Origin of the sequence: Microbulbifer taiwanensis, from assembly GCF_014904815.1 — a bacterium.
In the GTDB taxonomy this organism is placed as follows: Bacteria; Pseudomonadota; Gammaproteobacteria; order Pseudomonadales; family Cellvibrionaceae; genus Microbulbifer; species Microbulbifer taiwanensis.
This window is the reverse complement of record NZ_JACZFR010000024.1, coordinates 41,877-56,126: the sequence shown is the minus strand read 5'-3', so window position 1 is coordinate 56,126 and position 14,250 is coordinate 41,877. Positions and strand designations below refer to the sequence as shown.

The 14,250-nt window shown below is 62.8% G+C and carries 14 protein-coding genes; 10 read left to right on the top strand and 4 right to left on the bottom strand.

Annotated elements, in window-relative coordinates:
• A partial coding sequence (locus IG627_RS08175) for a TonB-dependent receptor (RefSeq protein WP_193191865.1) occupies window positions 1–1,409 on the top strand: 1,409 nt, incomplete at its 5' end.
• Between the two features lie 193 nt (window positions 1,410–1,602).
• Here IG627_RS08175 and IG627_RS08170 read toward each other — a convergent pair.
• The 3 genes from IG627_RS08170 to IG627_RS08160 are packed head-to-tail and all read right to left on the bottom strand — an operon-like array spanning window position 1,603 to window position 3,635.
• Window positions 1,603–2,088, bottom strand: coding sequence for a hypothetical protein (locus IG627_RS08170; RefSeq protein WP_193191864.1), 486 nt, complete (start codon window positions 2,086–2,088; stop codon window positions 1,603–1,605).
• Window positions 2,089–2,118: 30 nt separating this feature from the next.
• Complete coding sequence (cysE, locus tag IG627_RS08165) at window positions 2,119–2,952, bottom strand: serine O-acetyltransferase (RefSeq protein ID WP_455429754.1); 834 nt, start codon at window positions 2,950–2,952, stop codon at window positions 2,119–2,121.
• Window positions 2,949–3,635 (bottom strand): M15 family metallopeptidase, encoded by a 687-nt coding sequence (locus IG627_RS08160; protein WP_193191863.1) that lies wholly within the window; start codon window positions 3,633–3,635, stop codon window positions 2,949–2,951. The genes cysE and IG627_RS08160 overlap by 4 nt, the downstream gene beginning before the upstream one ends.
• Window positions 3,636–3,911: 276 nt before the next feature.
• Here IG627_RS08160 and IG627_RS08155 point away from each other — a divergent pair, with 276 nt between their 5' ends.
• The 4 genes from IG627_RS08155 to IG627_RS08140 all read left to right on the top strand — a co-directional run bounded on the left by IG627_RS08155 (window position 3,912) and on the right by IG627_RS08140 (window position 6,718).
• On the top strand, window positions 3,912–4,196 hold the full coding sequence (locus tag IG627_RS08155) for a TfoX/Sxy family protein (RefSeq protein ID WP_193191862.1): 285 nt from the start codon (window positions 3,912–3,914) through the stop codon (window positions 4,194–4,196).
• A 106-nt stretch (window positions 4,197–4,302) separates the two neighbouring features.
• Window positions 4,303–5,181: a protease HtpX gene (gene htpX / locus IG627_RS08150; RefSeq protein ID WP_193191861.1), complete on the top strand. Its 879-nt coding sequence runs from the start codon at window positions 4,303–4,305 to the stop codon at window positions 5,179–5,181.
• Between the two features lie 50 nt (window positions 5,182–5,231).
• Window positions 5,232–6,311 (top strand): S1C family serine protease, encoded by a 1,080-nt coding sequence (locus IG627_RS08145; protein WP_226864849.1) that lies wholly within the window; start codon window positions 5,232–5,234, stop codon window positions 6,309–6,311.
• A 62-nt stretch (window positions 6,312–6,373) separates the two neighbouring features.
• Window positions 6,374–6,718 (top strand): Rieske (2Fe-2S) protein, encoded by a 345-nt coding sequence (locus tag IG627_RS08140; protein WP_193191859.1) that lies wholly within the window; start codon window positions 6,374–6,376, stop codon window positions 6,716–6,718.
• Window positions 6,719–6,861: 143 nt separating this feature from the next.
• Here IG627_RS08140 and sfsA read toward each other — a convergent pair whose 3' ends face one another.
• Window positions 6,862–7,563: a DNA/RNA nuclease SfsA gene (sfsA, locus tag IG627_RS08135; protein ID WP_193191858.1), complete on the bottom strand. Its 702-nt coding sequence runs from the start codon at window positions 7,561–7,563 to the stop codon at window positions 6,862–6,864.
• A gap of 271 nt (window positions 7,564–7,834) precedes the next feature.
• On the opposite strand from sfsA, the gene dksA reads away from it, so the two are divergent.
• From dksA to IG627_RS08110, 5 genes are all read left to right on the top strand, one after another.
• Window positions 7,835–8,272, top strand: coding sequence for an RNA polymerase-binding protein DksA (gene dksA, locus IG627_RS08130; protein ID WP_193191857.1), 438 nt, complete (start codon window positions 7,835–7,837; stop codon window positions 8,270–8,272).
• A gap of 216 nt (window positions 8,273–8,488) precedes the next feature.
• Window positions 8,489–9,370 carry a tRNA glutamyl-Q(34) synthetase GluQRS gene (gluQRS, locus tag IG627_RS08125; protein ID WP_226864848.1) on the top strand — a complete coding sequence of 294 codons (882 nt, stop codon included), beginning with the start codon at window positions 8,489–8,491 and terminating at the stop codon, window positions 9,368–9,370.
• Between the two features lie 101 nt (window positions 9,371–9,471).
• A complete protein-coding gene (locus tag IG627_RS08120) occupies window positions 9,472–9,648 on the top strand; it encodes a hypothetical protein (protein WP_170833150.1) in 177 nt (58 codons plus the stop codon).
• 2 nt (window positions 9,649–9,650) lie between these two features.
• The gene (locus IG627_RS08115) at window positions 9,651–12,644 is read left to right on the top strand and encodes an ATP-binding protein (protein ID WP_193191855.1); all 2,994 of its coding nucleotides are present in this window, start codon (window positions 9,651–9,653) and stop codon (window positions 12,642–12,644) included.
• Window positions 12,645–12,788: 144 nt separating this feature from the next.
• A complete protein-coding gene (locus IG627_RS08110; RefSeq protein ID WP_193191854.1) occupies window positions 12,789–14,180 on the top strand; it encodes a sigma-54-dependent transcriptional regulator in 1,392 nt (463 codons plus the stop codon).
• Window positions 14,181–14,250 lie beyond the last annotated feature (70 nt).

Below are 14,250 nucleotides of genomic sequence, written 5' to 3'. Positions count from 1 at the left end.
TTTACCCTTTCCCCGCCACCACCGGCGTGGCCTTCCGCCTCGTCCGCGACGCGATCGAGACGGATTACCTGGATTTAAACCCACTGGCCCCTGCTGACCTGGACAGTTTCTCCCCGCTGTCCCGGGACTGGATCCGCGCGATGGACAACCGCGAAAAGTATGCACAGCTGGATTTCTCCCGCGAGCTGGATGACGGCTGGCTGCGCGAAATCAAGTTCGGGTTCAAGTTCCGGAATCTCACGGTAGAAAACAACCTGACCGTGGGTAGCATCGATCTCGACCACCCTCTCTGGCAGACGCTGCAGCATATCGGCCTGGATCGGGTCAGCGCCGGCCTCAGCCCCCGACTCAGCGCGCAGAGCGCCACCTCCGATACCCTGACGCAATACGCGATAGCGGACCCCGACCTGCTGCACTCAGTGATCCAGCCCCTCTACGACGAGGGTGTGATGCAATACCGCTACGATCGCAATGCCTACTTTCATATTCGCGAGCGCAACCTTGCACAATATATCAACGTGGAGTTTGAGCGGGGCCCCTGGTCCGGCGATGCCGGCGTGCGCGCCGCCGGCACCGACCAGGTGGCCAGTGCCTATCGGCAAGATCAGTTGGTCAGGGAGCGCAACCGCTACCGCGACTTTCTGCCGAGCCTCAACCTCTACTACCGCGCGGCACCCTCACTGGTACTGCGCGCCGCCGCGGCCCAGGTGATGGCGCGGCCCAATTTTAAAGACCTGAGTCCCGGTATGATCGTCGATCCCACAAGTGGCTCCGGCTCGGCGGGCAACCCGCAGCTGGATCCCTATCGCGCAGACCAACTGGACCTGAGTGTGGAATGGTATTTTGGTCAGGCATCGCTGCTGTCGGCCACAGCCTTTTACAAGGACATATCCACTTTTGTCTATCCGCACGTATCGCCAGAGACGGTCGACGGACGGGAAGTCTTTATCACTCGCCCACAGAATGGGCCGGGGGCGGATATTCTCGGACTGGAACTCCAGTGGCAGCAGGGCTTCGCCAACGGCTTTGGCATCCTGAGCAATTACACCTACACGGACGCCAGCGTGCCGGCACCAGACCATACCCGCTCGCTGGAACTGCCGGGCAATTCTCGCAGCCAGTTCAATGCCAGTGTCTATTTTGAAAACAGCGGGTTCAGCGGCCGCCTGTCTCACAACTACCGCTCGCGCTCCTATGGTGAAATCATCGCCGGGTCACAGAGCGAGACCGCCGCTTACCGCCAGTGGGATGCGAGCCTGCAGTGGTCACTGAACCGCCATATGACTCTGTCGGCCGAGGCGATCAACCTGACCGATGAGGTTATCTATATTCGCAGTGCCAGCGGTATTCCACAGGGCTTTTACGAGAATGGCCGGCGATTTCTGCTGGGAGTGAAACTCGAGTATTGACGGGGCGGGCGAAGATATATCCACCCGATTCGCCTAGTGGGCCATGCGGGAAGTTCGGTAACAAAGGAGCACAGCCAAAGCGTTCAGATCAAGGCGAGAAAGCGCAGGAATAGCAGCGTTATTTCAAGCCTTCTCAACGCAGAGCCGGGCGCTTTGGCGACGCGAACCGTTACACAACTTTCCGCATGGCCCACTAGTTGAGCTGCCAGTCCGGAACGTCCACCGCCACCGGCTGCTTGTGCGAGCGCTCGCTGTCATCGACCAGGTTGCCTTCCGCCGGCTTCAGGCTCAGGTGGTCCACGGACACCTGCACCGCTGCTTTTTTCTCCCGCTCGTGCTCCTTGACCAGATTGCCTTCCATCGGCGCCAGGCTCCAGTCCGATTGAACAGTGGATTGGGGCTGGGCAGCGACCTCCCGCCGCTCCGGCTGTGGCGCCGTCGCTTCGCCCTCGGGTTTGAGCACAGCCTGGGCCCCCATCTTCGCCAGTGTCGCCTGCAGCTGCTCCGCCTGGGCCTGTGCCAGGCCCTTCTTGATCGCCAGCGGGCGACCGCTGAAAAGCTTGTCGACGGTATCCGGGCCCGCCTTGAACAGGCGCGCCAGGTTTGCCTTCACATCGGCGGCTGTGAAGCCCGGCACCAGGTCGCCGCGGAAAATCAAACTGTAAGTGGTTTGCGACATCACTCTGCCCTTCTTGTTGTTCTCAAGGTTTTAGCCGTCTGAGTCCAGCGTCTGGTCCATGGTATAGGCCGGCTCTCCCACGGTCTTGCCCCCCACCTGGCGCGCCGGCACGCCGGCCACAGTGGTGTGCTCGGGCACATCCCCCAGCACCAGGCTGCCGGCGGCAATCTTCACGCCCTCGCCGATCCTGACCGGCCCGAGAATTTTCGCACCGGCGCCGATCATCACGCCGCGGCCGATCTTCGGGTGGCGATCGCCACCGCCGCTGCCACTGCCGCCAAGGGTCACCGAGTGCAGTATCGAGACGTCGTCCTCCACTACGGTGGTCTCACCCACCACCAGCCCGGTGGCGTGGTCGATCATGATGCCGCAGCCGAAACTGGCCGCCGGGTGTATATCCACCGCAAACTGCTCCGACACCCGGCTCTGGAAATAGAGCGCCAGCGTTTTCCTGCCCTGCTGCCAGAGCCAGTGGGCCACACGGTGGGACTGCAGGGCGTGAAAACCCTTGAAGTAGAGAAAGGGGGTCAGGTACTGGTCGCAGGCGGGATCGCGGTCGAACCAGGCGCAGATGTCGGCACGCATGCAGCGGGAAATACCGGAGTCGGCCTTCAGGGCCGCGGCGATCACTTCCTGCAGGGCGGTGGCGGTCAGCGCATTGTGGTCGAGTACCGACGCCAGCTGGTAGGAGAGCGCATCGTCGAGGGATTTGTGCCGCAGCACCGTGTTGTGGAAATAGCTCGCCAGCACCGGCTCGCCGGTCGCTGCCTGTGATGCCTCGGCGCGCATGGCACTCCAGATATCGCGCTGCTCTCCTTTTGTCCCCTGCTCGATTGGGCCGTCGATGGTCAACTCCTCGGTCATTTCCAGTCCGGATAGCACTGATCCGGGACGTGTACGAAGCGCGCAAAAATCTCGTCCATCTGCGCGCACACAGTGTCGCACAATTCAAGCTCGCAACTCTGCAGTTGCTCACAGAGTCGCTCCGGCGTCAGTAGCTGCTGCAGCTCGAAGGCGCGCGGCGCATAACTCAGGTGCCAGCGCTCCGGCGCCACGCCGCCGCGGTCCTCAGCGTAGGGCCGGAAAAGGCCATAGCCCTGCCCAGTGGCAATGCGCTCATCCAGCCAGCAGTGGAAGGGGCCGAAGATGCCTTCATCGGCCACTTCCTGCGGCGTCAACTGCGGGCGGTAGTCTTTCTGCATCGCCGCGGCATCCACCACATCGAAGTCAGTGCCCCAGTGATGGCGGGAGCCGCCCGGCAGGGCCGACCAGCGCAATATAGCGAAAGCCGTCTGTTCAGGCGACAGCTGCGCCACATCCAGCTCCACACCGCAGCTGTCCAGTACCGGGCGCAGGCCGGCGGCCTTCCTGTTCCAGATGGTGCGCTGGCGCTCGAAACTGCGAAAGCCGGAAACCACTTTGGGATCGAATCCGGCGGCGCGGGCGTCTGCGCACAAGCGCTCGAAGGCCACCAGTGCCTCCGGGTGCAGCAGCTGGCCGGAGCGCGGCTCGAGAATCACGTGCTCGTCGCCGAGACCAAATAGCATGCGTTCTAGCGACACAGTCAACATCAAATTGTCACCGACAGGCAAAATATGCAAAGCGAACTAAAGTGAACAAACTTCAAGTCGATACTCTATCAAAAAGGAGGTCGGGTCGACCGCTTACAAAAAGCTATCAATACCCATTCCGATTCGCCTCACTCTCTTAGCACCAATGCTCATGAAAGTTTGGCCTATTATCATTTTATGCTATGTTCAGTTGCGCGGTCGAAGGATCTGACCGGACAACCACGGATGTACCACCAGTTAGGGACAACCCGCATGCACCCGAGTCAATCAGAGCTGTTAAAACTGAAAAACCTGGGCCTGGCCTCTGTCAACATACTCCATTCCATCGGCATTCGCTCCTGCGATGACCTGCGCCGAGTAGGCCCGGTAGAAGCCTTTATCAATATCCGCAGCCGCGGCATCAATGCCTCCCGCGTGATGCTCTATGCCCTGCAGGGAGCCCTGCTGGACGTGCACTGGAACGATCTGGATCCGGATCTCAAGCAGCGCCTGGCCAGCGAGGCGGATCGGCTGCTGTCCACCCAGAACCCGGAGTAATCTCCCCGCAGCCAATCTAAAAGGTCGCGCCGCCAATCTTGAAAGCGGCGCCGCCGCCCCTATCTACACTTTTCCCAACTGAACTGATTTTTTGGAGAAAACACCGATGTTGCGCATTGGTCTCTTCCTGCTGACCAACCTGGCCGTCCTGGTCCTGGTTGGCATCATATTCAACCTACTGGGCTTCCAGGGCATTCTCGACGCCCAGGGTGTCAACCTGAACCTGGGCGCGCTGCTGACCATGTGCGCCATCTTCGGCTTCGGCGGCGCCTTTATCTCGCTGCTGCTGTCGAAGACCATCGCCCGCATGAGCACCCGCACCCAGGTGATCGACCAGCCCCGCACCGCCGACGAGCAGTGGCTGGTGGAAACAGTGCGCGAGCTGTCGCAGAAAGCCGGTATCGGCATGCCGGACGTGGGTATTTTCCCCATGCCCCAGGCCAACGCCTTTGCCACCGGCTGGAACCGCAACAGCGCCCTGGTGGCGGTCAGCGCCGGCCTGCTGGAGCGCTTCAACCGCGACGAGGCGCGGGCGGTGATCGGCCACGAGATAGGCCACGTCGCCAATGGCGATATGGTCACCCTGGCGCTGATTCAGGGGGTGGTGAATACTTTTGTGATGTTCTTCGCCCGCCTGGTGGGCTTCTTCGTCGACCGGGTGCTGCTGAAGAATGAACAGGGCCTGGGTATCGGCTACTACGTCACCTCGATCATCATGGACATAGTGTTCGGCGCCTTCGCGATGATGGTGGTGGCCTGGTTCAGCCGCCGACGCGAGTTCCGCGCGGATGCGGCCGGCGCCAGCCTGGCCAGCCCCCAGTCCATGATCGCCGCCCTGCAGCGGATCAAGGCCGAGTCCGAGGCGGGCCGCGAGGCGCCCCTGCCGAGTAACATGAAGGCCTTCGGCATCTTCGGCAATATGGGCGCGCTGATGGCCAGCCACCCGCCGCTGGAAAACCGCATCCTCGCCCTGCAGTCCCGATAAATCACCAAATTTAACCCGGCGCCTGCGCCGGGTTACTATTTTCCCATCGAATGAATCACTACCTATCGCCGACCATGAACAAGCTGAGAAACTTGCTGCTGGCCGTGCCGCTGCTCTTTCTTTCCGTCTTTGCCGGCGCGTCATCCCCGGTGCCGGCCTTCTCCACCGACGACGAGCGCAACACCATGCAGGTGTTCAACTTCGCCAGTCCCTCGGTGGTCTATGTGACCAATGAAACCCTGGTGCGCGACCGCTGGACCCTGCGCCTGCACACGGTACCCAAGGGAGCCGGCAGCGGTTTTATCTGGGATGACCGGGGACATGTAGTCACCAACTTCCACGTCATCGAGGGTGCGCGCAAGGTCACCATCACCCTCCAGGACCGCAGCGAATGGCCGGCGGAACTGGTGGGCTCGGCACCGGAGAAAGACTTGGCGGTGCTGAAGATCAGCGCCCCGCCGGAGCTGCTGAAGCCGCTGGTTTCCGGTACCTCGAACAACCTGGCGGTGGGCCGCAAGGTACTCGCCATCGGCAACCCCTTCGGCCTCGACACCACCCTCACTACCGGTGTGGTGAGCGCGCTGGGGCGCGAGATACAGGCGGCCAACAACCGCACCATCCGCAATGTGATCCAGACGGATGCGGCCATCAACCCGGGCAATTCCGGCGGTCCGCTGCTGGACTCCAGCGGCCGCCTGATCGGCGTCAATACCGCCATCTACAGCCCCAGCGGCGCCAGCGTGGGAATCGGCTTCGCCATCCCGGTGGATACGGTGAAAAAGATAGTGCCGGAGCTGATTGCCCACGGCCGCCTGGTGCGCCCGGTGCTGGGCATCGAATCGGCACCGGACCAGTGGGCCAGCCGCTACGGATTCGAGGGTGTGGCAGTGCTGCGCACAGCGCCGGGCATGCCCGCCGAAGAGGCCGGCCTGCGCGGCGTCTATCGGGCCCGGGGCGGAGGCTGGCAGCTGGGCGACGTGATTGTGGAGGTGGACAGGCAGCCGGTGCGCAGCTACGACGATCTATTGAATGTGCTGGAGAACCACCGCGCCGGGGACAAGGTCAGCCTGGAATTTATGCGCGATGGGAAAAAGCGCCAGACATCGATTACACTCGCCGCTCCGCAATAATTCCCCCTCCCCCAACCCCTCCCCCGCGAGCGGGGGAGGAGAGCAGACCAGTAACAATTTTTATGCAGAAATATTTTCTTTGCCGTTACGACGAACTGACCGAGGGTCAGTCCAAGGGCTTCTCCCTCGGCGACACCGCTGCAGGAATGGACAATGTGTTTGCGGTGATGAAGGACGGCGAGGTCTACGCCTACAAGAACAGCTGCCCGCACCGCGGTATCAACCTGGACTGGCAGGAAGACCAGTTCCTCGATCCCGACGGCGCCCTGATTCAGTGCGCCTCCCACGGCGCCCTGTTTCTGATCGAATCCGGCGAGTGTATCGCCGGCCCCTGTGCGGGTGATTCACTGACGCCGGTGCCGATCGAGCACACCCAGGAAGGCCTTTACGTACTGCTGGCGGATTAGCCAAGCAATCGGAGTCGCAATCAGGCATTTACTGAATCGTCATACCGGCGCAGGCCGGTATCCAGTTCTGTGGCACCTGGATTCCGGCCTGCGCCGGAATGACGAAAGAACGACATAGGGGTCAACAGTCGCTCCTACGGAACCTATTTGGCAAAGGATATCGCCTCGGCCAGCACAATCTCCTCCGCGCTGATACTCGCGCGATAGGCGATCACTTCCACTCCCGCCGCCACTGCGGCGTCCAGAGTCTGCGCATATTCAGGGTCTATCTCCCGCGCCGCCTCCACCGTCTCGATGCCGGTGTGCTGCACACAGTAAAACAACACCGCGCGCACGCCATTCCCGGCCAGTTTCTGCAGCTCGCGCAGATGCTTGGCGCCGCGGCTGCTGACCGCGTCCGGGAAGAGCCCGCGACCGCCCTCGGCCAGAGTCACATTCTTGACCTCCACATAGCAGTCGCCCTGCGGACCGGACAGCAGCAGATCGATGCGGCTGTTCTCGTCGCCGTAACGCACTTCGCGACGCAGCTCGTCATAGCCCTGTAATTCGGTAATGATGCCATTGGTGATCGCTTCCTCCACCAATGCGTTGGCCCGCCCGGTATTAACCCCGGCCAGGGCGCCCTCAGGTGTGGTTGTGACCTCGAGGGTGTGGCGATACTTGCGCTTTGGATTGCCGGAGTCCGAGTACCAGCAGGGCGTGTTTTCCACCCAACAGTTTTTCATCGAGCCGGTATTGGGGCAGTGAATCGTAAAGGTTTCTCCGGACGGGGTTTCGATATCGGCGAGGAAACGTTTGTAGCGACGCATCAGGGTGGCCTGCTGCAGGGGGGGATTGAGCTTCACGTGACGACCAATTGTGACAATTCTGACGCCACAAAATAGCAGACAACATTTTGTGGCGCGAATTGAAGAGATTTGGTAGCTTCTTCGCCCTCGGTCGTCAGGGCCCTCTCAATTGGGATCAAGGACGGCGAGAAAGGGAATAGCCTGCCATCGCATCCCTACTGAACGGGTTAAAAATGCATCACTTCGGACAATTCCGGACTAGGCTAGATTGAATTTGGTGGTATTGCCCCCATAAACGGGGGTCTGTTTAGAAAGAGAGGCAACGACTATGCCCAAAACTGCTGCGAACACCGAATCTCTGCACGGCTTTGAGCCCTACAAGGAGAAGAAGGGCGAAGAGTACATGAACGAGAAGCAGCAGGAGCACTTCCGCAACTTGCTGCTGGCCTGGAAGGCCGAGTTGATGGCGGAAGTGGACCGCACCGTTTCCCATATGAAAGATGAAGCTGCCAACTTCCCGGATCCGGCCGACCGCGCCAGCCAGGAAGAGGAGTTCAGCCTGGAGCTGCGCACCCGCGACCGCGAGCGCAAGCTGATCAAGAAGATCGACGCCACCATCGAGCTGATCGATCAGGACGACTACGGCTTCTGCGAGGCCTGCGGCGTTGAAATCGGCATCCGCCGCCTGGAGGCGCGCCCCACCGCCACCCTGTGCGTGGACTGCAAGACCCTGGCGGAGATCAAGGAAAAGCAGATCTCGGGCTGATTTTCAGGATTCAGGGCTCGAAACTCGAACAGAGTACGAAAGCCCAATGCGAAGGCCCTGGTGCCGGGGGCGCTTTGCGGGACTGTTGGCGAGAGGGACCTCGCCGACAAGCCCCTATGGATGTATTTAGGGGGGCGCCTAGCCTGTGTCCCGCAAAGCGCCCCCGGCACCGGGGCCGCCACTACAACTATTTCAAAGCCCATTACTACGGCGCAGTTGAACACTCCTCACCCCTACATCGGCCGCTTTGCGCCATCCCCCACTGGCCCCCTCCATTTCGGCTCCCTGGTCTGTGCCCTGGGCAGTTACCTGGACGCTATCGCCCACGGCGGACACTGGCTGGTGCGGATGGAGGACCTGGATCCCCCGCGGGAGGAACCCGGCGCCGCCGATCGCATACTCAAATCTCTCGAAGCCCACGGCCTGCACTGGCACGGACCACTGGAGTGGCAGGGGCGTCGCCACCCTCTCTACGAGGACACGCTTGCCGACCTCGCGGCGCGCGGGCTGATCTATTCCTGCCACTGCTCCCGCAGCGAGATTCGCCGCAATGGCGGCCACGATGACGCAGTCTGCAGCGCGAGCAACAAGAAGAAAGAGGGTGCAGCCGCACTGCGTCTCAGGTGCACCGGCGGCGAGGAACGTTTTCACGACCTCTGGCGCGGCGAACAGTGCCAGCAGATCCGCGAGGACACCATTCTCAAACGCCGCGACGGCCTCTACGCCTACCAGCTGGCAGTGGTGGTGGACGATATCGACCAGGGAGTGACCCATATAGTGCGCGGATCCGATCTCCTCGAGACCAGCGGCGCGCAGCAGCGACTGTTCCGACTGCTCGGCGCGGCGGTGCCGCAGTTCGGCCACCTGCCGCTGGTAGTGGGCCCCGACGGACACCAGAAGCTGAGCAAGCAGAACCATGCCCCGGCTATCGACGATTGCAGGGCAGCGGAAAACCTGTGCACCGCACTGGATTTTCTCGGCTTCCACACGCCTGCAGATCTGGTGCGGGAGGAACCGCAGCATATTCTCCGCTGGGCCGCGGCGCGCTGGCAGCGCCACCAGGTGGATTTGCGCAACCGGCAGCTCGGCCCCTGCTGAAATTGCCCGTCGATCCCGGCATACTTACGCCCGTCAAAAAATAGCGCGTCACCAATGGCAGACTCCATGTCGCCATCCGAGTGCCTTGAGTCCCGGCCCCTATGAGCAATCGCACCCTGTTAATCCTGCTGGTCCTGGTGGGCTATGTCTTCTCGCCGACCATTTTCACCTGGATGATCAACCCCTCGGGGGCCTGGTACCGGCCTTTTATCCTCTGGTTCGTACTGATCCTGCTGGCGGTGTTCGTGCAGATGAGACGCAAGTCCGATGAGCTTTGACCGTGAACTTTGAACTGACACATATCGCCCTGATCGGCGTGGCCTATATCGCCGCGCTGTTCTTCGTGGCCTTCGCCACCTCCAAAGGCTGGCTACCTGCGCGCTGGGTGCGCCACCCGCTGATCTATGTGCTGTCCCTGGGCGTATCCCTGTCCGCCTGGACCTTCTACGGCATCGTCGACCTGGCCTGGCAGTATGGCTACGGTGTACTGGCCTATTACCTGGGCACCGGTGCCATGTTCCTGTTTGCGCCGGTGGCGCTGGAGCCGCTGGCGCGGCTGGCACAGCGCTACCAGTTGGCCTCGCCGGCGGACCTGTTCGTATTCCGCTACCACAGCCGTGAGGCCGGCACCCTGGCCACCCTGTTTATGCTCCTGGCACTGCTGCCGCTGATCGCACTGCAGATCCAGGCGGTGTCGGAAACCCTGGCCCTGCTGTCGCGGGATAGCGTCGCCGCTCTGGCACTTCCGGAGAGCGGCGTCACCAGCAAGAACCTGATCGCCTTCTTCTACTGTGTGCTGCTGGCCCTGTTTACCAGCATGTACGGCGCCACCCGCGATCGCCGCGCCGGCCTCGCCAGCGCCATGGCACTGGAGTCGGTGGTCAAACTGGTCGCGCTGGTCGCAGTCGGCGCCTATGCGGTCTACGGTGTCTTCGGTGGTTTCGGCGGCCTCGATACATGGCTGGCGCAGAACAGCGACATGCAGCAGCTGCTCTACACCCCGATCAAACAGGGCTCCTCCCACACGCTGCTGCTGGTGTTTATCGCCACCGCGGTGGCCATGCCGCACATCTTCTACCTGAGTGTTGCCGAGCGCCCGGCGGAGCGCACACTGCGCATCGCCAGTTGGGGTTTTCCGCTGTTCCTGCTGCTGATGGCGCTGCCGATTTTCCCGATCATGTGGGCCGGCTTCGCGCTGGACGTAACCGAACCGGTGCAGTACTTCTCCCTGGCTGTGCCGCGGGCCAGTGGCTCGGCACTGCTGACCGTGCTGGCGTTTATCGGCGGCCTGTCCGCTGCCACCGGCGCCCTGGTGATGATGACCCTGGCCCTGTCCACCATGGTGATGAACCACTGGCTGCTGCCCGGCACCCGCTGGCACTCGGAAGACAATATGTACCGGCAGCTGGTTTGGCTGCGCCGCGCCCTGGTGGCGGCGCTGTTCCTGGCCGGCTTTGCCTTCTATCTGCTGCTGAATAACCGCCTGTCGCTGTCGGACCTGGCGCTGCTGGCGTTTATCGCCTCACTGCAGTTCCTGCCCGGCATTTTCGCGGTGATCCACTGGCCGCGGGGCAACCGCCGCGGCTTTATCGGCGGCCTGCTGGCGGGCATGTCCATCTGGGCCGGCGGCCTGCTGCTGCCCTCCATCTTCGGCCTCAGTGGTGTCACCCTGCCCGGTACCGATCTGCAGATGCCCCTGGGCATGACCATCTGGACCCAGGTCACCACCCTGTCGCTGGCGGTCAACGTGTTGCTGTTTATCGGTCTGTCAGTGTTTACCCGCAGCAGCAGCCTGGAGCAGTACGCGGCCGACCTGTGCAGCGACGATACCCTGAGCCAGGCCCTGCGCCTGGAGATGGATGTGGAATCGGCGACGGATTTCCGCCTGCGCCTGGCGGAGAGTCTCGGCGCCGCCACCGCCACCCACGAGGTCAACCGCGCCCTGCGCCAGCTGGGCCTGCCCGACGACGAGCGCCGCCCCTATGCCCTGCGCCGGTTGCGCAACAAGCTGGAAGCCAACCTCTCCGGCCTGCTGGGCCGGGTGCTGGCGGGACAGATCATCGACCGCCACTTCCCCTTCAAGGACAGCGACCAGCCCGCCAACAAGGATATCCACCTGATCGAGACGCGGCTGTCGCGCTACAAGAACCAACTCACCGGCCTGGCCGCAGAGCTGAACAACCTGCGCCTCTACCACCGACAGATGCTGGAAGAGCTGCCGCTGGCGGCCTGCTCCCTGGGGCGCGACGGCGAGATATTGCTGTGGAATTACGCCATGCAGGACCTGACCGGTATCGCCGCCGGCGAGGTAATCGGCTCCAAACTGGAATACCTGCCGGAGCCCTGGCGCACCCTGCTGATAGAATTCGCCGACTCCGCCGACGCCAGCCGCTTCAAGCAGCAGGTGAGCCTGGGCGGCAACAGCCACTGGCTGAACCTGCACAAGACACGCCTGAAGAGCAGTCGCAGCGGGCGCGCGCGCAGTGAACGCGGCGACGCGCAGATGCTGTTGATGGAGGACATCACCGAGACCCAGGTGCTGGAACAGGAGTTGATGCACAGCGAGCGCCTGGCGTCCGTCGGCCGCCTGGCTGCCGGCGTGGCCCACGAGGTGGGCAATCCGGTCACCGGCATCGCCTGCCTGGCGCAGAACCTGCACTTCGAGTCCGACAACGCAGAGGTGCGCGACACCGCCGACCAGATACTCAGCCAGACCCAGCGCATCAGTCGTATCGTGCACTCGCTGGTCAACTTCTCCCACGGTGGCAGCCATGACAGCGGCAGCGAGCGCGCGCCGGTGGATCTCCAGGCCTGCGTGCAGGAGGCGGTGCAGCTGCTGTCCCTGCAGCGGGACAAGACCCAGGTGACCTTCGACAACGCGGTGCCCGGGGATCTCATAGCCCCCGGCGACAACCAGCGCCTGATCCAGGTGTTCATCAACCTGCTCAGCAACGCCCGCGACGCCAGTCCCGATGGCGGTCACATCCAGATCGACGGCTGTATCGACCGGGGCTGCGCCTGTATCTCGGTCACCGATGACGGCCCCGGCATCTCACCGCAGCATCGCGAGCGTATCCTCGAGCCCTTCTTTACCACCAAGGAGCCCGGCGAGGGCACCGGTCTCGGCCTGGCGATGGTGTACAGCATCGTCGAGGAACACGACGGCCAGCTGGAACTGGTCAGCCCGGCCCATCCCGAGACCGGACGGGGTGCGAAGTTTATCGTGCAGCTGCCACTTTCAAATGCGGAATGCGGAATGCGGAATGCGGAATAAGCGCGCTGCAGCCCCGGATTTTGGGGCCTTTCTCCATTTCGCATTCCGCATTCGTCATTCCGCATTCCCACTCATGGGTTGCATCGAAACGCCCGGCAGGTAAAACTAGGCGCTCACTGAGCATTTTGTAACCAGGCGTAACATATGAGCCACATCCTGATCGTCGAAGATGAAGCCATTATTCGCACGGCGCTGCGCAAACTGCTGGAGCGGCACAAGTACAAGGTCAGCGAAGCCGGCTCAGTGCGCGAGGCGACCACCAAGTACCGCCTCAATGAAGTCGACCTGATCATCTCCGACCTGCGCCTGCCCGGCGCCCCGGGCACCGACCTGCTGAAACTGGCCGGCGACGTGCCGGTATTGATCATGACCAGTTACGCCAGCCTGAGGTCCGCGGTGGACTCCATGCGTATGGGGGCCGCGGACTATATCGCCAAGCCCTTCGATCACGACGAGATGATCGCCACGGTGCGCCGGGTGATCGGCAAGGCGGAGCAGAGCCGCGCCCAGGCCCCGACCGGCAGGGAATCCGGCCGCACCATCGCCGGCATGATCGGCGACAGCCCGGTGATGCGCGATCTCTACAACCGCATTCACAAGGTGGCTCCCACCGATGCCACAGTGCTGGTGCACGGCGAAACCGGCACCGGTAAGGAGCTGGTGGCCCGCGCCATCCACGAGGAGAGCCGCCGTGCCGGCAAGCCGCTGATTTCGGTCAACTGCGCGGCGATTCCGGAAACCCTGATCGAGGCAGAACTCTTCGGTCACGAAAAGGGCGCCTTTACCGGTGCCCAGACTGCCCGCGAGGGCCTGGTGGCCGCCGCCGACGGCGGCACCCTGTTCCTGGACGAGATCGGCGAGCTGCCGCTCGAGGCCCAGGCGCGACTGCTGCGGGTGCTGCAGGAGGGTGAGGTGCGCCCGATCGGCGCGGTGGAGTCCCGCAAGGTGGATGTGCGCCTGGTGGCAGCGACCCACCGCAACCTGCGCCAGCTGTCCGCCGAACGCAAGTTCCGCGAGGACCTCTATTACCGCATCAATGTGGTGCAGATGACGCTGGCGCCACTGCGGGAACGCGGCAAGGATGTGCTGGCGATCGCCGAACAGCTGCTGGAGAAATTCTGCGCCAAAGTGGAGCGCCAGCCCCTGAAGCTGTCGCCGGAGGCCATCCAGGCGGTGACCACCTACACCTGGCCGGGCAATGTGCGCGAGCTGGAGAATGCGATACAGCGCTCGGTAATCCTGACCGACGACCACAGCGTGGAAATAGACCACAGAACCCTGGATATCGACCTGGACCTGGTGCCGATAGAGGAGGCGGACCCGGAGCGGCGCCCGCGCAGCCTGCACACGGATCCGCGCGAGGACCTGTCCCTGGAGGACTACTTCGCCCGCTTCGTGATAGAGCACCAGGACACCATGAGCGAGACTGAGCTGGCGAAGAAACTGGGGGTCAGCCGCAAGTGCCTGTGGGAGCGCCGCCAGAAACTGGGCATTCCGCGCAAGAAGGCCCGCCGCGTTGCGGGTGCCGAGGCTTAGAGAGTGGTTGGTGGTCGGTGACCAGCGGTGAGTGATCGAGGCCGGAGACACCTTCCCTCGCCACAACCGC